This window comes from Alphaproteobacteria bacterium US3C007 (genome assembly GCA_034423775.1).
Lineage (GTDB): Bacteria > Pseudomonadota > Alphaproteobacteria > Rhodobacterales > Rhodobacteraceae > Thalassovivens > Thalassovivens spotae.
This window is the reverse complement of record CP139918.1, coordinates 895,685-913,270: the sequence shown is the minus strand read 5'-3', so window position 1 is coordinate 913,270 and position 17,586 is coordinate 895,685. Positions and strand designations below refer to the sequence as shown.

Sequence of the window (17,586 nt, the reverse complement as noted above, 5' to 3'; positions counted from 1 at the left end):
ATGGGTATTACTTCACAAATAAACATCAATAATTGAAAGAATTTCTATCAAATGACCACAAAATCTTTGGATTATATAGATAAGTCTATCCTAAGGGCGCTGCAAAAAGACGCGTCTTTGTCGCAGCGCGACCTTGCAGAGAAGGTTGGGCTTTCTCAAAATTCATGCTGGCGCCGTCTTACGCGATTACGCTCAAGCGGGGTGATTAAGGGCCAAACAGTTCGCCTTGATATGCAAGCGATTGGTATGGACCTGACAGTTTTTGCTTTGGTTCGAACGCGTCACCATTCCGCTGAATGGTTAAGCGCGTTTCGAAAATCCGTGCTCGCCATCGAAAACGTAATAGATTTTTTTAGAATTGCTGGCGATCATGACTATATGATCAAGATTGTTGCGCGCGACATGGCAGATTTTGATAGTGTTTATCAAGACTTGATCAAAAAAACAGAACTCGAGACGGTGACATCTTATATCGCAATGGAAGCGATTGCGGATAATCGTGACATTCCCGCTTAGATCTGAGGAAGTTGGGGCAGCCTGCGGTTAATGATTGACGACGTCAGCGCCTTTGGGTCCACATAGTGTCATTTGCTAAGAGAGTGTTTGTTGCTCATCGTAGTCATTGAGGAGTGGACGATGAGAAAGGCAACGAAGAGCCGTGGCGCTTTTTATCCTACAGCGTTCAAAAAGGTGCTGTCAGACGGTTGAGAACTCGCATTGGATTGCTGTTTGCTGGCATAGCCTAAATCTATGCGCTCAATAATTGACACCACTCAGCGAGAGCAGCGGCGCGGTTCAGCTTGAAATTGGTGCATGCATAGAGATGGCGAGCTCCCCCCAACAAAACTACCCCCCAAATGAATTTACAACGCTAACACTAAAGGCCCGAGCTCCAAGACGCGGGGCCCTATGATAGGGGCCCCCGGTCCGTGGGCCTGAGGCTCAACTGTAAGGATTAGGTGGAGTAACCCCTACTTTTCAGGGGTCAAATATCTGCATATCACACGCTGCGCCATAGGTGCGAAACTAGACAAGACTTTAATTCGAAATTAGGTGTATGCTTTGGATCGTCTAAACCTTCCTATTAAAGTCGGACTTACTTGCAAACGGGTATGTTTTTGGAACCCATATGGAACCCAAAACAATAATGAGTTCAGATGTTTATCTTTTAAGTTATCGCTTGTGTTGGTGTGTTGACTGATGCCGTGCTAGGGAACCAGTGTCCGTGTGGGGGTACCACAATCCTTAGGTAACTGCAGTTAACCACCTGATATCAAGCGATATTCATTGTCGTCTGATGCAGGAGGCCACTGAGAGCCTCCCACTAGTTCTTAACTGTTGCCTTAGAACGACCAGTTTGCACCAAGGTTTACAGAGTTACCGCTGACACCACCTGTTGATGTGAAGGCTTCTACGGCACCTGAGAAGGTCATGCTCTCGGTACTGACGTAGTCAAAGCCAACAGTGACTGAGCGACGCGTGTCACCAGTAGAACTGTCAGTGAAGGAACCCGCGGTGCCGTTATTGGTATAGGTCGCCGTCTTGCCCTTCTCTAGGGAACTGCGCTGTAGGCCAGCGCTTGCAAAGCTTCTAAGGGAGCCTTTTCTATGCTCAACACCCGCAGTGATACCACCAGAGGCTTGCGTCATCGTACGTGCATCCCAAGAGTAGTACTTGCCCTCAGAGTACGCGCCAATCTTTTCGTTACTGAGGCTGGCGTTAAGGCCACCTATGAAGTTCAGAGTGTCATTGATTGGGTTGCTGTATTGTGGGCGTCTACTCCCACCAGAACTTCAGAGCCTGTGTAAGCAGCTGTGACGCTCTCATAGCCAACTGCCTTTTTGTTGTTCATCACCTTGCGTGTACCATCGTAGGAGTTGCGACCCACAAAGCCAAAGGCATCCACAGTCCAGCCTGAAGAGGGCGCAAGGTGACGCAGGACTGCACCAATGTTATAAGACTTAGCTGTAATCTGTTGTTCGCTAGAAGAGCGAATGTCGAGATCGGCGTTTGATGCGTTAAAAACCACGTCTAAGTTGAGCGTGTCACCGATTGCCACGGGTGTACCGATGGTGAGGCCACGGTTACTTCCATCAAAGGCTAGTTTTGCTGTGCTTGCGCTACGCTCAGACGTATCACCATAGATGTTAACCCATGTGCTGCTCTGTGGTATCTGTGCAAAGGACATGGCCTCTGCAGGGGCAGCGGAGTTACTGCTGCCCAGTGACAGTGAACCAATCATTGAGGAGTTCATGGAGAACTGTAGCTCGTCTTGGACTTCCAAGTTATCTGTGGAGATACCCGTCACGAGGTTACAGGCTGATATGAGGGAAACACCGCCAAATGTTGCTGCTGTACAGTTTGAAGTATTTATAGACGTTACAACTGGAGTGCGGCCATCTTGATCCGTGAAATTCCACTCACCGAAGCCAGTCCCTTCACCCGCTCCACCTACAGTGTAGGCATAGGACGATGATGCGCCTAAGTTAAACTTCAACTTGTTATTGCTTGAGCTCGATCCTGCTGAAATGTCACCAATGATTACTGCACCCTCATTTAGTGTGAAGCTGTTACCTGAGCCAACGGCGCTCCACAGCGCACTTGCATCAGTGCCAGTGGCACTAACCGTTCCTGAGATAGTGGTCGTATTGTCGTCGCCCTGGTTGTAAATACCGTGCGCAAGATTACCGACTGTCTTTATAATACCAGAGACAGTTGTCTGGTTGCTGTCGCCAATGTTGGCAATGCCGTGTCCCGTATCCCCCGTCGTCGTAATGCTGCCAGAGAAGTTGGTCTGGTTGCTGTCGCCAAAGTTATAAATGCCGTGTCCGAAATTCCCAGCCGTCGTAATGCTGCTAGAGATGGTGGTCTTGTTGTTGTTACCATTGTTGAGAATACCGCGCGCAGTATCCCCCGTCGTCGCAATGCTGCCAGTGCCAGAGACAGTGGTCACGTTGCCGTCGCCAGAGTTGAAAATGCCGTCTCCAACAAGTCCACGCGTCGTAATACTGCCAGAGAGGGTGGTCTCGTTGCTGCCGCCAACGTTGTAAATGCCATATGCACTTTGCCCCGCCGTCTCAATGATGCCAGAGAAGGTGGTCTGGTTCCTGTCGCCACCCGCGTTGTAAATACCGGTTGCAGTGTCTCCAGCCGTCGTAATACTGCCAGAGGCGGTGGTCTTGTTGTCGTCGCCAGTGTTATAAATACCGTATGCTCTATCCCCCGTCGTCTCAAAGCTGCCGGAGACGGTGGTCTCGTTGCTGTCACCAAAGTTGAAAATGCCTTGCCCAGAGACTCCAGCCGTCGTAATACTGTCAGAGACGGTGGTCTTGTTGCTGTCGCCAACGTTAATAATACCGTATGCTCTATCCCCCACTGTCTCGATACTGCCAGCCTCTGAGACAGAAACCGTGTTCGTACCGCCAGTGGTATCGATACCTTCGTTGACCCCTGTCGTAACCAACGCTCCCGTTACAGTTACAGTGTCATTACCATTTATCGTATTCCCATCATTGGTTGTTGTCCCTGATGTAATCACAAAGTCCTCAGCCATAACAGGTGCCGATAAGGCGAGGCAGACCAAAGCAGATGTCCCCAGTAGGAGGGACTTGAGGTGCTTTAAGTTCATATTATTGGCTTGGAGTGGAGGGTGCATGGCATCTGTCCTAAAAGGAGAAATAAAAAAGTGTAGCATACAATAGAAAATGCCTCAGGGTCAGTCTCCAAAAATGGGAACCGGATTCCCACTTTTGGAATTCACTTTTTCTAAGGCTCTTAAGGTATGTCAGAGAGCCTGATGTCTTAGCTGTGGCGTGAAGGTTAATATCATGTCTCAGGTCGTACTGGAGGGGTAACACAGGTGGTCCGAGCTTGGTTACAAGTGACCTAGGGAGACTGCGCCTCTTAGACAATGCGATCAGTATGAACGCAAGAGAGACTCTGAAGACACTTAAAGGTGTTGTCTAGCCCCACGTCTCAGTACCACTAATTTTTGTTTTCTCTAATAAGGTTTCAGGGACGGGTGGTTTCCTGTTTAGGGCATGATGAGGTCTGATCTGATTGTATTGCCTGAGCCAGGCATTGATTGCGACCTGAGCTTGTTTGGTGATGTTAGCCCTTTGCAGGGCGCGCGTTTTGAATTGGGTGCAAGCGAGCAACGATTAGTCTAGGTCTGCTTTCACAGCTACGCTCAAATCGTCTCTAAGCCCCTACGAAAGACTGCGTTCCGCACGTTCTGCTTTCATAACTACTTCAAAACGCGACCAGCGGCCGTTCCCATTTATGGCGTCAAAGTCCACTTCGTCCGCATAGCAGACCTTGGGGTCCATGAGCGCGAAGGTACGCTCTGCCTACCAAGAGCTAAAGAGTAAAGTGCTTTTTGTTCTGTGGTTTGTTTAACTAGAGCTACAAGACACACCCAAAATTATGACTTTCGACAGAGCCCTGCTGTCATAAAACATTCTTTCCACTAAATTTTCCTTGCTCCGCAAGCCTGTGTGTAGCTATGCCCGAACAAAAAATAGTAATTCTCACTTAGTACAACCGACTAAAAATGACTGGGCGAATATAGGGGGCTAGACAATTGACAAAAATTTAAGGTGGTTTAGCCTCAAATAGCACATCCGTGCGCCGTCTAAATTCATATTTGCGAATACTTGAACTCAAATTTTCAATTGAGAGTGTGCCATGTCAGACCCGCTTTTATTGCCGTTTCAATTGGGGGCGATGACTCTTAAAAATCGTATTGTCAGCACGTGCCACGCGCCTGCATTAGCAGAGGATGGTATGCCAAAAGAGCGATATCAACGTTACCATTTGGAAAAAGCCAAAGGCGGGATTGGGATGACGATGATAGGTGGTTCATCTTGTGTGAGCCCAGACTCACCTTCTGTCTTCGGTCAGTTAGATGTGTCGTCTGATCGGGTGATTCCTTATTTTAGAGAATTTGCTGAACGCATCCACAAAGAAGATTGCCGTATTGTATGCCAAATTTCGCATTTGGGACGCCGAACAACGTGGAATGACGGCGATTGGTTGCCGGTGATTGCACCTTCACGCGTGCGTGAACCTGCCCATCGAGGGTTTCCGAAAGTGATGGACCATGCTGACATCAAACGCGTTATTGGTGATTATGTTGCCGCCGCGCGCCGTATGCGTGACGCAGGGCTTGATGGTGTTGAGATTTTGCAAAACGCGCATTTACCCGGGCAGTTTCTGTCGCCTGATACAAACCTGCGTGATGATGAATATGGCGGGGATTTAATAGGACGGATGCGTTTTCTGCGTGAGCTTTATGAGAAGGTTAAAGAAGAATTAGGCACTGATTTTGTGATTGGCGCGCGGGTTGAAATGGAAAGTAAGCTGGCAGAAGGTTTGCAAAAAGAAGAAGCGTTAGAAGCCCTGAAGATTATTGAAGCAGACGGTACGATTGATTATTTCAATCTAAATGTAGGGAGGTCAGATACGGAATATATGCTGGCAAATTATCCTGTACCTGCAATGTTTAAAGAGTTGGCTCCATTTTTACAATTGGCGGGGACGTTTAAGGCTGAGCTGAAAACCCCAACCATCCATGCGGCACGCATCTCTGACCTTGCAACCGCGCGATATGCCATCCAAGAAAAGCTGGTTGATTTGGTGGGCATGACGCGGGCGCATATTGCTGACCCGCATTTGGTCAATAAACTGAAAGAGGGCCGCGCCGAAGAAATCCGACCTTGTGTGGGGGCAGGATATTGTATTGACCGTATCTATAATGAAGGTGAGATGTTGTGCATCCACAATGTTGCGACAACTCGAGAACGAAGTATTCCACATATCACTCCACGATCTAGCGGCACAGCAAAAAAGGTTGTGGTTGTCGGTGGCGGGCCTGCAGGGTTAGAAGCGGCTCGTGTCTCCGCCTTGCGAGGGCATAACGTGACGTTGATCGAGGCGTCTTCTGAATTAGGAGGACAAGTTCGCCTTGCTGCAAAAAGCCAGGTGCGTAAAGACCTGATCGGCATTGTTGATTGGCTGAGCAGTGAGGTAATGAGGCTGGGGGTTGATATCCATTGGCAACAATTTGCAGATCATGAGATGATCGAAGCCCTCAACCCTGATATTGTGGTGGTAGCAACGGGTGGTGTGCCTGATATTGAGCATATTAAGGGTGGTGAACTGGCGCACTCAACATGGGATGTGCTGTCAGGGGAGGCGCTCAAGATAGCTTCGGGTGAAGAGATGGTTTTGGTTTATGATGACCACGGACAGCATCAAGCTGCATCAACAGTAGTTGAGCTGGCAAAGCGCGGGTTTAAAGTGCGGCTGGTAACGCCCGACCGCCATGCGGTTCATGAAATGGGGGCATCAAACTTCCCAATGTATATTAAAGCGTTTCATGACCATCAGGTTGAGGTGACGCCTGATTTCAGGTTGAACAGTATCAGCCGTGAAGGTAACGGAGTACTAGCTGAATTTAACTCTGATTACGGCGACCATCCCTATAAATTAAAGGCAGATTATATTGTGATCGAACACGGCACATTGCCGAATGACGAGCTTTACTATGAGATGGTGGCCAACGCGGCAAACCATGGAGTAGTTGATATTCCGGCCTTGATCGCAGGTGAGGCGCAACCGAGCATGTCTAATGGCGGAGGTCATAACCTGTTTAGGGTTGGGGATGCGGTGGCGAGCCGAAATATCCATGCTAGTATTTTGGATTCTAGACGTCTTTGCCAAACCTTTTAAGCTTCATGGCCTAGCGGCTTAGATTTTTCTCTTGGGCTTAAGCGGTTATTCTTTCAAATTGCAGCGAATTTCAGCTTAGTGCCCTTACCGATCTTCTTTACTGCAGCTAAAGTCCGCTTTTGGGATGCGGACAAAGACGGTCAAGTACCGCGTTTCCCAAAGTCTTAAAGGCTTTAACTCACTTCACAACATTAGTTGCCAGCGCGCTGTGCCATCGCTTCATGGGCGGCTTGCATGCCATGATCAACCATGTCTGAGACTTCTGCGGCATGGATATGCAGGGCTGCGACGACTTCAGGATCAGTCGATGTTCGCACAACAACAATACCTTCGTCAGCCACGTTAATTTGCGAGTGCATATCGGCTCCATTAGCAAACAGAATATCCAGCGTAGGGCTTTGGATGAAAATCTTGGGATTATCGCCGCGTTCGACGCGGTCAACCATTCCAACAATGTGACTGACCCGCGCCGCCATAACATCTTCATCGGACGACCGCGTGACCGTACGTATTCCGTTCGGCAAATTTGTGACCTCACGGGTTATAGTGTCGACGTTTTCAAACATGACCGCAAGCTCGTCAGATTCAGCTTGCGACGCATTCGCACCGCGAAGGCCAGGCATATTGTTAATGTTATGAGCGTGCCATTGGCGCTATGGCTCTTGTGCATGCTGGAGTGCATATAAGCATACATGTGGGTCTGGATCGTGTCTTTGAAGGCGATGCCAAGGCCAAGTACGGCGACTGCAACTCCGATGATGATCTTTGATATTCTTATCACAAACTCCATTTTAGACCTCAACTGAGTAAGGTAATTTCAAATTTACTATTTTGGGCAGTAGAGGCGATGCAAAACTGTGATGACTTCCGCGACTTCAACACCCTTCACCGAGTAATAGATGGTCTGACCGTCGCGTTTGGTTTCCACCAGGTCAGCATCCCTAAGCTTTTTAAGATGATGGGACATTGCCGGCTGCGAAAGACCTGCACTGTCGGCAAGGCTCAGCACGCTTTGTTCGCCATCTAACAAAATACACATCAGGCGCAGGCGCACTGGTTGCGACAGCATTTCCATCAGTTTGGCAGCTTCTGCTATTTTTGGTTCGAGCGCGCTGATGTCCAACATTGGTCAAATTACCTCTTGTATATTTATTATCACTTATATAAACGGTTGCAAATATAAAGGCAACCGTATCACATGATACGTCCGCCAAAACTTATGACAACACATTAAGGAGTTAATAGATGGAAACTGAATTTACCCCCTTTGCTTCATTGCTCGGTGGCGGGATCATTGGTCTATCGGCCGTTGTGCTATTGGCCACTCAAGGACGGATAGCAGGTATTAGTGGCATCGTGTCACGCATATTGCCGCCATCAGTCGATAAAGCCGGACTGCCACAAGGGATCATATTTCTGATTGGTCTGCTGCTCGCGGCACCGCTTTGGTTTGTCTTAACTGGAGCTGCGCCTGTTCAAATGGTTTCAAGCAATGGGTTGCTATTAGTCATCGCTGGTTTGCTGGTCGGGTTTGGTGCGGTCATGGGGAATGGTTGCACAAGCGGTCATGGCGTATGCGGTATCTCGCGCGGATCAGCGCGGTCGATTGCTGCAACCATGACATTTATGGCCACTGCCGCTGTGACTGTTTTTGTTTTGCGACATGTCCTGGGGGGCTAAGAACATGCGTATATTCAGCACACTCTTTGCAGGTCTTTTGTTTGGGATGGGACTTATTTTGTCTGGAATGGCGAACCCCGCAAAAGTTCAGAACTTCCTTGATCTGTTTGGCACATGGGATCCCAGCCTTGCTTTCGTGATGGGGGGGGCAATCATGGTGACGATGCCTGGGTTCTGGCTGGTTCAGAAACGTAAAACGCCACTGTTCCATGACGTGTTTCATCTGCCAACGCGCACTGATTTCGATGCAAGGCTTGTAGTTGGCGCCGCCACCTTTGGCATCGGATGGGGCTTGGGTGGCTTTTGCCCAGGTCCGGCATTGACGTCATTGCTATTGGCCGCCAGCGGCACGCTCTTCTTCGTTCCAGCCATGCTGGTAGGAATAGTGATTGCAAAATATACCGCAGCGCCGCTTCCGAAAACCCTTGCTGTTTGAAAGGAAAAATTATGCAAAACTATCCCATTGATATGTCGATGAAGCCAGACGTCGAAGCCTTCTTTGACGCAGTCACTAACACGATTAGTTATGTCATCTCTGATCCGAAAACCAAGGCCTGCGCGGTCGTGGATTCCGTGATGGATATTGATTACGCATCCGGTCGCATCACCCATGATCATGCGGATCGCATTGTGGATCATATCACATCAAACCAACTGACTTTGGAATGGATCATCGAAACCCATGTCCATGCCGACCATCTGTCGGGCGCTCCGTATCTGCAAGAAAAGCTGGGCGGTAAAATAGGCATCAGCGCGCGGATCATGGAAGTCCAAGAGACGTTTGGAAAAATCTTCAACGAAGGTACAGATTTCCAACGGGACGGGTCTCAATTTGATGCGCTTTTCCAAGACGGCGATCGCTACAAAGTCGGCGAGGTTGACGCCTTTGTAATGGCCACGCCAGGACATACGCCAGCGTGCATGGTGCATGTAATGGGGAATGCGGCTTTTGCGGGTGACACCATTTTCATGCCTGACGGGGGGTCTGCGCGCGCTGATTTTCCAGGTGGGGACGCAGGTGAACTTTACGATTCAATTCAGAAAGTCTTAACCCTGCCAGACGACATGCGGTTGTACATGTGTCATGACTACGGACCAAACGGCCGTGACATTGCGTGGGAAACAACCGTCGCCGACGAGAAGGCCCATAACGTCCATGTCGGTGGAGACGTGGGTCGTGAGGCGTTCGTCAAACTGCGCTCCGAGCGTGATGCAACGCTGGCAATGCCCAAGCTGATCATCCCGTCATTGCAGGTCAATATGCGTGCTGGCGAAGTGCCTGAAGACGTAGATGGCAGACCTGTGTTGAAGGTGCCTGTTAACCAACTTTGAAACCGTTCCCTTAGGAAACCCAAGATGCAAATCACACAACTTGATGCCCAGACATATGTTGGGCCACAAATTTCTATTGCCAACTTGAACGACCTGAAGGGGTTGAACGTCAAGACTGTCGTCGTGGCGCGCCCCGAGGGAGAGACCGCTGATCAGACTGCTATATCCGAAGTGCGCGACGCCGCGGATGCTTTGGGCATCACCGTTCACCAGATCCCTGTCGTTCCAGGGAATATTGCGGATGCAGATGTACGGGCATTTCGTGCTATCGCATCAGAGGCGACTCATCCAGTTTTTGCCTGCTGCCGTAGTGGTATGCGCGCGACCTCACTTTGGGCGTTAAGCGCCGCTGAGCAAGGGCAATCGCCTGACGAAATCTTACGCATGGCGAAAGCTGCGGGCTTTGATCTTACTCCTTTGCTGGCTCGGCTCTCAGTAAACGCGGCATAACTCAACGACAACAAGGTTAGGGCTAATGAACACGACGCAACTGGCTAAATATCTGCCGATCCTTGACTGGGGTCGCACGTATGACCGCAGCACGCTGACCAATGATCTGGTGGCTGCACTGATCGTAACAATCATGTTGATCCCACAGTCGCTGGCATACGCTTTGCTTGCTGGGTTGCCGCCAGAAATGGGGCTTTATGCGTCGATGTTGCCGATCATTCTTTATGCGATTTTTGGAACCAGCCGTGCCTTGGCAGTGGGACCCGTTGCTGTCGTGTCGCTTCTAACGGTGGCGGCGGTCAGTAAAATCGCTGTGCCTGGGACATCTGAATATATTGCGGCGGCCATCACTTTAGCATTCCTTTCAGGTCTGATTTTACTTGCCCTCGGAGTGTTTCGCTTAGGCTTTTTGGCAAACTTTTTATCCCATCCCGTAATCGCGGGTTTTATAACGGCAACGGGTATCATCATCGCCGCGAGCCAGCTGAAGAACATCCTTGGGATTGATGCCAATGGACATACGTTACCTGATCTTATCAGATCGCTTGCGCATAACCTTTCACAGGTGAATTGGGTCACCGCAGTGATTGGTGTGCTGGCGACGGGTTTCCTCTTTTGGGTGCGCAAGGGATTGCTCCCCTTGCTTGTCGGTCTTGGGCTTGCCCCGCGCATTGCAAGTATCGTTGCAAAAGCCGGGCCTGTCGCCGCGATTGTGGTCACAACTTTGATCGTTTGGTTTTTCGGCCTTGCAGAGAGGGGTGTGCAGGTTGTGGGCGATGTACCCAAGGGCTTGCCGCCTCTTACCATGCCATCCTTTTCGATAGACATATGGTCCAATCTGATAGGCGCGGCGGTCTTGATCTCGGTTATCGGATTTGTTGAATCCGTTTCCGTTGCGCAAACGCTTGCAGCAAAAAAACGCCAACTTATCGATCCAGATCAAGAATTGATTGGATTGGGTGCCGCTAATTTGGGCGCGTCATTTACAGGCGGATTTCCTGTGACGGGGGGATTTTCGCGGTCTGTCGTGAACTATGATGCAGGCGCTGACACTCCTGCGGCGGGCGCATATACTGCGATCGGTCTTGCAGGCGCGTCGCTGTTTCTGACGCCCCTCATATTTCACCTCCCCAAAGCAACGCTTGCAGCAACGATCATTGTGGCTGTCCTGTCACTGGTTGATTTCTCGATCCTAAAAAAGACCTGGCGCCATTCAAAAGCAGATTTTGCAGCCGTCGCAGCAACGATGAGCATTACACTTTTGATGGGTGTTGAATTGGGCGTCACAGCAGGGGTCGCGGTTTCAATCCTTATTCATCTTTATAAAACATCACGTCCCCACATGGCCATTGTAGGTCAAGTGCCGAATACCGAGCACTACCGCAACGTTCTGCGTCATCATGTTATTACGGACCCAAAAATTCTAACCATACGCATCGATGAAAGCCTTTATTTTGCAAACACACGCTTCTTGGAAGATCGCATCTATTACGAAGTTGCCAAACAGCCGGAAGTACAACATGTCGTGCTGATGTGCTCTGCAGTGAACACGATTGACGTATCAGCACTGGAATCGCTTGAAGCAATCAATGAGCGCTTGAAGGCTGGCGGCGTCACGTTCCACTTTTCCGAAGTGAAGGGGCCAGTTATGGATCAGCTGAGCGCGACCGGATTTCTGGACGTATTGAGTGGCGAAGTCTTCCTAAGCCAACACTACGCTCAAACTACTTTACGGGTTGGATCAGGTCTTTGATCGCCGCGCGTTCCTTTGCATTTCTTACAAATAAACTATGCAAAGTAGCTCTTGGAGCGCGCATAGGGAACGGCAGCTTTGTCCGCATAGCAGACATCCATGCACAGTTCAGCCAACGGCCGTAATCCATTCGTCATTCGGATATACTTACGACAACAAGATATCTCGAAAAAACTCTCTATAATTATGGACTGCGGTGGAGCTGCTGTAAGCGTTGGTCCCTTCACAAAATGCTTAAACGCCCAGAATAGCAATAAGCCCTCGTTCTGACAGTTTATCCTGCTCAACGAGCTCAAGGGCTTTGATGCGAACGTTAGGTGCAACTGTATAGCTTTCTTCATGTGTTCCAATAACAGCCAATGCCGCCCGCTCTGTGAGCAGCCCTTTCTCAAGCATATCCAATGCCTTTAGGCTCGCTTCGGTGTTTTTATCGCTTGATTGGTTGTCTGCTGAAAGTGTTCGCTCTGAACCCTTTGTGTCTTCCTCAAGTTGTTCTTCAAGTTCATCGGGGAGGCTTTCCTCAATGACATCACCTACGGGACTGTGTAGATCCTCATCTGATATGGAGAAGCCCTGTACCCGCTCTGCTTTGTATTCATCATATGGCGTGTCATAGCGCTTGCCTGTAAGCATTTCTTTCTTCAGGCGGGGCGTGAGATGACTGTAATGGCGCTCTATCATCAAAATAGACGTGCCCATTTGTACAGCAAGCGTGTGTACATCCATACCGTCGTTAAGAAGCGAGAATGTAGCATAGGTATGGCGTAAGCTATATAGCGTGCGATCCTGCCCTGTTCTTGGACAAGTGAGTAATCCAGTATCCCTCATGAGGATCCTAAACGTCTGACGCAGGTTCGCACTGGCGGTACCATCAGGCAGTCGGAAGACAGGTTCATCTCGTTTTGACTTAATCAGCTGCTCAAAACTCAAATGTGCAATATCAGGGCATCTGCTTTGAATGCGCTTGAGATAGTTTATGGTTCCTGCACGACAGATAATGTCACGACGGCCTGTTTTGCCACTGACGCTCATCTCAAGGTATTTGAGGCCCTTGTCTTCAAATAGGCTGATATGTTTCCAGCGCAGGTTCTCTGCTTCTGTTCCATGCCGCATGCCCGTGTTTGCCAGAATGAGAATGTAGTCACGCAGCAAATGGTGCATGTCGCGTGACTTGCCCTCTCGTCCTGCGTCAATCCAACTTGGTAGCTTGCGAATGAGCGTCGCATATTCTTCTCTGGTGAAATCAGGCCGACGAACGCTATCCCGTCCCTTATTCACCAATACAGGGATCTGAGACTTATTCATGTATCCACGTGCCACGGCTTCATCAAAGATCCGATTGAGTGCAGAGTTATGGGTATTCAATGTAGACGCTCTTGGCTCTCGACCCATCTTCTCTTCACGCCAGCGCGCAAACTTTTGCAACATCTCGTAATCAATACTGGTGACAAAGAGATCTCCAAAGAAAGGAACCAGATACTTATCAATTACGATGATGTAATCACGAAAGCTCTTCTTGCCTACACCATTCTCTAGCTGCTCTTTCATGGTTGCTCTACACAGTGCAGCAACATCAGCAAACCGTTTAGAGATAACCGGCAAGCCATTTTTTTGGCGAAAGCGATAGTCTAAGTAAATCTCGCGCGCCGCGTCTTTAGCATCTTTCAAAATACGCTTCTTAGTGCTCACACGGACTTGTCGTCCGTCCATCATAAATACAACTTGCCAGACTGAGCTGTGTTTACGTTTAAAAAGACGAACCTCACCATCCATAAGCGTGGGCGTATTTGGGTTCAGTTTAGGCAATACAATCACCGTGTTTAACACTGTGATTCTGCACTCATAATTCTCAGAAAGCGAGAAAAAACTGTGCTAGAGGTGTGCTGCGCGCAGAATGCATCAACCTAAATCTTAAGTCACTGATAATAATGGATTTTTGGTAGCGGAGGAGGGACTTGAACCCCCGACACGCGGATTATGATGAAATCATTTATAAATTAATCACTTAATTACAATTATTTATTAAGAAAATAAATTGGTGTGTTTAAAAGTGCGCTAAACTACGAAATGCGGACTATGTGACCACCGTGTTGAACACAATAATCATGCCCCTGCTAAAATCGGAACGCAAATAAATATGCTGTTTTCCAGCAAATATTTGCCCGCCATTTCGATTGAAAATTTAATCCAAAGAACCGCTACTCGCGCTATTGGGGTGCAGTCAAACACTGCATGTTAACATGGCATTTATTTACAAATGACCAAACAGTACTGTTGCAAACACAGTGTTTGATTAGCGAACTTGTGGATAAGTTTTTGGAAACTGCATGATTACAGAGTGTAATATGCTTTTTCTGCGCAATTAATCACGGGAGGTGCGAGGACCGCGCCATCTGCGATAGAAACGTCAACGACATCATCAAGCGCGGCGTCGTGAAAGTAAAAAGGTGCGCGCGGCCGAGCGACTTGGAGGTCTCGGGGCACTCACTGCGGGTGGGCGCCGCGCAGGATTTACTGATTAGGGGCTACGACCTCGCCGCCATCATGCGCGCCGGTGGGTGGTCTGATGCAAGTACAGTCTCGAGGTATTTGCGGCTTTCGCAGCACAATATTTGGAAGTAAAATATCATTTATTTGTAACGACTAATCCAATTCAATATTGACGCTTGCCAAGGTCACAGGTGAATTTTCCTCAACTGACATTGTCACTTTGGATCCAATTAATTTATCATAATATTTTGGGGGAAGGCCGAAACCAGGTCTGACACTTCTTATGTCATTTTCAGTAATAATGTCACCCTCTTTCAGTGTTCGGACGTAATACAGTGAGCGCCTGAATTTTACATTTCCTTTTTCAGCTTCGGTACGTTCATAATTTACTTTCCCAAGTGATTGCCAGGCCGTTTTCGTTGACGTACACAATTCCCGCAAACCGTCCTCTTCCAAAGAAAAGCTATCATCAGGCCCACCCCCATTTTTGTCTAGCGTCACATGTTTTTCAATCATAACTGCTCCCAGGGCAACAGCCGCGATCGCCGTAGTGTTATCCAGTGTATGATCTGAAAGTCCAACATTTACTCCAAAACGGCTTTTCATATCTTTAATGGTGTGAAGATTATAATTGTCTGCCGGCGCTGGATATCTGTGGATATCGTCTTCTCCAAAATACGTTCCAATCTGAACTTCAATAAGTATCATTGGCAGTTTTTCTGGGTTTTCCATGCGATGTAAAGCACCCAATGGAACGTAGACTGAATGTCCCTCGCTAACGAGTTTGACATCTTCATCTAGAGGCCAGATTTGAGGGTGCATCATCCGCATCGGGTTTTTCAACCAAACCCGCAATACCCTCATCCGACCCATTCGGCACAACAACGCCGTATTTTGAGATATCTGTCCCATCAACCTGCATCACCGAAAGTTGTGATTTGCCAGTGCTTGCAAAAGCTTGCGCCAGATCCGCAGTGACGCCGGGTTCGTAATCCGTCAGAAAATCATCGGCGAGTATCACTGCAAAAGGATCACCGCCAACAGCACGTTCCGCACATAAAACCGCGTGGCCCAGACCTAGCTGTTCAGCCTGACGCACAAATATACACCCCACTCCTTCTGGAATGATATTACGCACCATATCGGCCTGCGCATCTTTTCCCTTGGCCCGCAGCATGGTTTCCAATTCATTATTTGCATCAAAGTGATCTTCGATCGCGCGCTTATTTCGGCCCGTCACAAAAATCAGGGTATCGATACCCGCGGCAATCGCCTCTTCCGCGGCATATTGGATCAAAGGTTTATCAACAATTGGCAGCAGCTCCTTCGGCATCACCTTAGTCGCTGGCACAAAGCGATTGCCAAAACCAGCAACAGGAAAGACCGCTTTTCGTACCACACTCATTAAATTTTAAACATTGAATTTATAGAAATCCCGATACCAATCCACGAAGCGCTTTACGCCAGTGTGAATATCTGTGGCCGGTCGATATCCGGTTAATGTTTCAAGAAGTTGTGTATCTGCCCATGTTGCGACAACATCACCCGGCTGCATGGGCATGTAATTTTTCTTGGCCTTGACACCTAGAGCTTTTTCTAATGCCTTTATGTAGTCCATCAATTTTTCCGAGGAGGAATTACCAATATTTACAACTCTAAAAGGCGCCACTGGAGACTTACTATCATTACGGCTGACTAAATGATCTGTATCTACAACATAATTTGGATTAGCGCTTATTAATAATTCTATTCCAGTAACAAGGTCATCGATATAAGTGAAGTCACGTCGCATTTGTTCTTTATTGTAAACGTCGATTTCTCTATTTTCTAACATTGCTTTTGTAAATTTGAATAATGCCATATCTGGTCGTCCCCATGGTCCGTACACGGTAAAAAACCGAAACATCGTAATAGGTAATCTATAAATATGAGAGTAACTATGAGCCATGTCTTAGCCCCCTAGAACTGTGCCAGTATATTTTGGCAAAGGGAGTAAGGAAACATGGCTCGAAAGCGTCATTCTGATGAAGATGTGTTGAAGTTATTGCGCGAGATTGATGTTCATTTGCACGATGGTTTGGACGTTGTGAATGCGTGTCGCAAAGCTGGGATTTCAGATAAGAGTTATTATTACTGGCGTAAGAAGTTTGGAGGCCTTTCTCGTTCGCAGGTTTCTGAGATGAAATCGCTCAAGAAAGAAAACGAGCGCTTGAAGAAGATCGTCGCTGACTTGCAGTTAGACAAATTGATCCTGAAGGAGAGCCTTGATCATCTAAAGCCGCGGGCCTGACGCGGGCTCAGCTTCGTCAGGCTGTTATTCATACGCGTCAAAAGCTGGATATTTCTGAGCGGCGTGCTTGCGCTGTTCTGAATGTAGCCCGCTCAACTCTGCGCTATCAAGCCAAACCAGTAGATGACAACGAACTACGCTTGGCGATGATCCGGCTGGCCAAGCAATATGGGTGGTATGGTTATAGGAAAGTCACAGCCCTGCTGCGCATGGAAGGCTGGCGTGTTAACCACAAGAGGATCGAGCGCCTCTGGGGTGAAGAAGGTTTGCAGCTGCCGCGCCGGCACAAGAAGCGCAAACGGCTTTATCATAAAGACAGCTCCATCATCAGGTTGCGGCCCACACACCCCAACCATATTTGGGCGATCGACTTTGTGCACGATAAGCTTAGCAATGGGCACAGCTATAAAATATTCACGGTTCTAGATGAATATACCCGTGAAGCGCTCTGCGTGGCAGTGCGACCCAAAATGAATGCGAACGACGTTTTGGAGACACTGCACCCGCTGCTGATTAAACATGGTAAGCCAGAGTTTATTCGCTCTGACAACGGACCCGAGTTCATTGCCACGCATCTACAGGAATGGCTGAAGAGGATCGGTATCAAACCAATGCAAATCTATCCGGGCTCGCCATGGGAAAATGGGTATAACGAACGCTTTAACGGCACCTTGCGAAAAGAAGTCCTCAACGCAGAATGGTTCCACACCACACGACAAGCCCAGGTCGCTATCAATCTTTGGCTCAGGCAATACAACCAGATCAGACCTCATCACGCATTAAACATGCGCCCACCCGCCCCAGAAACCCTATTAGAGAAACCAAAAATCAATGGACGAATATAGGGGGCTAGACAGTC

General features: G+C 48.5%; 15 protein-coding genes and 3 pseudogenes. 9 read left to right on the top strand and 9 right to left on the bottom strand.

Annotation, left to right across the window (positions count from 1 at the left end; genetic code table 11):
* The first annotated feature begins 51 nt into the window (after window positions 1-51).
* The gene (locus tag UM181_04565) at window positions 52-516 is read left to right on the top strand and encodes an Lrp/AsnC family transcriptional regulator (GenBank protein WQC63880.1); all 465 of its coding nucleotides are present in this window, start codon (window positions 52-54) and stop codon (window positions 514-516) included.
* 827 nt (window positions 517-1,343) lie between these two features.
* Here the strand turns inward: UM181_04565 and UM181_04560 are convergent.
* A complete protein-coding gene (locus tag UM181_04560; protein ID WQC63879.1) occupies window positions 1,344-1,649 on the bottom strand; it encodes a hypothetical protein in 306 nt (101 codons plus the stop codon).
* 89 nt (window positions 1,650-1,738) lie between these two features.
* On the bottom strand, window positions 1,739-3,553 hold the full coding sequence (locus tag UM181_04555; protein ID WQC63878.1) for a hypothetical protein: 1,815 nt from the start codon (window positions 3,551-3,553) through the stop codon (window positions 1,739-1,741).
* A gap of 1,133 nt (window positions 3,554-4,686) precedes the next feature.
* Here UM181_04555 and UM181_04550 point away from each other — a divergent pair.
* The gene (locus UM181_04550; protein ID WQC63877.1) at window positions 4,687-6,732 is read left to right on the top strand and encodes an FAD-dependent oxidoreductase; all 2,046 of its coding nucleotides are present in this window, start codon (window positions 4,687-4,689) and stop codon (window positions 6,730-6,732) included.
* Between the two features lie 191 nt (window positions 6,733-6,923).
* On the opposite strand, the gene UM181_04545 is transcribed toward UM181_04550, so the two are convergent.
* On the bottom strand, window positions 6,924-7,355 hold the full coding sequence (locus UM181_04545) for a hypothetical protein (protein ID WQC63876.1): 432 nt from the start codon (window positions 7,353-7,355) through the stop codon (window positions 6,924-6,926).
* A gap of 203 nt (window positions 7,356-7,558) precedes the next feature.
* Window positions 7,559-7,858 carry a metalloregulator ArsR/SmtB family transcription factor gene (locus UM181_04540; GenBank protein ID WQC63875.1) on the bottom strand — a complete coding sequence of 100 codons (300 nt, stop codon included), beginning with the start codon at window positions 7,856-7,858 and terminating at the stop codon, window positions 7,559-7,561.
* 119 nt (window positions 7,859-7,977) lie between these two features.
* Between UM181_04540 and UM181_04535 the strand changes: the two genes are divergently transcribed.
* Genes UM181_04535 through sulP form a run of 5 tightly spaced genes read left to right on the top strand, consistent with a single transcriptional unit; the run spans window position 7,978 to window position 11,947 of the window.
* Window positions 7,978-8,412 carry a YeeE/YedE thiosulfate transporter family protein gene (locus UM181_04535; GenBank protein ID WQC63874.1) on the top strand — a complete coding sequence of 145 codons (435 nt, stop codon included), beginning with the start codon at window positions 7,978-7,980 and terminating at the stop codon, window positions 8,410-8,412.
* Between the two features lie 4 nt (window positions 8,413-8,416).
* Window positions 8,417-8,848 carry a YeeE/YedE family protein gene (locus UM181_04530; protein WQC63873.1) on the top strand — a complete coding sequence of 144 codons (432 nt, stop codon included), beginning with the start codon at window positions 8,417-8,419 and terminating at the stop codon, window positions 8,846-8,848.
* Between the two features lie 11 nt (window positions 8,849-8,859).
* Window positions 8,860-9,744 carry an MBL fold metallo-hydrolase gene (locus UM181_04525; protein ID WQC63872.1) on the top strand — a complete coding sequence of 295 codons (885 nt, stop codon included), beginning with the start codon at window positions 8,860-8,862 and terminating at the stop codon, window positions 9,742-9,744.
* A 24-nt stretch (window positions 9,745-9,768) separates the two neighbouring features.
* Window positions 9,769-10,194, top strand: a complete 426-nt coding sequence (locus UM181_04520; protein WQC63871.1) for a TIGR01244 family sulfur transferase — start codon at window positions 9,769-9,771, stop codon at window positions 10,192-10,194.
* Window positions 10,195-10,219: 25 nt separating this feature from the next.
* Window positions 10,220-11,947: a sulfate permease gene (gene sulP / locus UM181_04515; protein WQC63870.1), complete on the top strand. Its 1,728-nt coding sequence runs from the start codon at window positions 10,220-10,222 to the stop codon at window positions 11,945-11,947.
* 234 nt (window positions 11,948-12,181) lie between these two features.
* Here sulP and UM181_04510 read toward each other — a convergent pair whose 3' ends face one another.
* On the bottom strand, window positions 12,182-13,720 hold the full coding sequence (locus UM181_04510) for a tyrosine-type recombinase/integrase (protein ID WQC63869.1): 1,539 nt from the start codon (window positions 13,718-13,720) through the stop codon (window positions 12,182-12,184).
* Window positions 13,721-14,290: 570 nt separating this feature from the next.
* Here UM181_04510 and UM181_04505 point away from each other — a divergent pair.
* A complete protein-coding gene (locus tag UM181_04505; GenBank protein WQC64698.1) occupies window positions 14,291-14,569 on the top strand; it encodes a tyrosine-type recombinase/integrase in 279 nt (92 codons plus the stop codon).
* A 21-nt stretch (window positions 14,570-14,590) separates the two neighbouring features.
* Here the strand turns inward: UM181_04505 and UM181_04500 are convergent.
* The 4 genes and pseudogenes from UM181_04500 to UM181_04485 form a co-directional block, all read right to left on the bottom strand.
* A pseudogene (locus tag UM181_04500) lies at window positions 14,591-15,088 on the bottom strand (N-acetylneuraminate synthase family protein).
* A gap of 57 nt (window positions 15,089-15,145) precedes the next feature.
* Window positions 15,146-15,259: pseudogene (locus UM181_04495) on the bottom strand (hypothetical protein).
* Window positions 15,231-15,842 carry a UTP--glucose-1-phosphate uridylyltransferase gene (locus UM181_04490; protein WQC63868.1) on the bottom strand — a complete coding sequence of 204 codons (612 nt, stop codon included), beginning with the start codon at window positions 15,840-15,842 and terminating at the stop codon, window positions 15,231-15,233. The pseudogene UM181_04495 and the gene UM181_04490 overlap by 29 nt, the downstream one beginning before the upstream one ends.
* A 6-nt stretch (window positions 15,843-15,848) precedes the next feature.
* Window positions 15,849-16,385 carry a GDP-mannose 4,6-dehydratase gene (locus tag UM181_04485; protein ID WQC63867.1) on the bottom strand — a complete coding sequence of 179 codons (537 nt, stop codon included), beginning with the start codon at window positions 16,383-16,385 and terminating at the stop codon, window positions 15,849-15,851.
* A 54-nt stretch (window positions 16,386-16,439) separates the two neighbouring features.
* On the opposite strand from UM181_04485, the pseudogene UM181_04480 reads away from it, so the two are divergent.
* Window positions 16,440-17,572 (top strand): annotated as a pseudogene (locus tag UM181_04480) (IS3 family transposase).
* The last annotated feature ends 14 nt before the right edge of the window (window positions 17,573-17,586 follow it).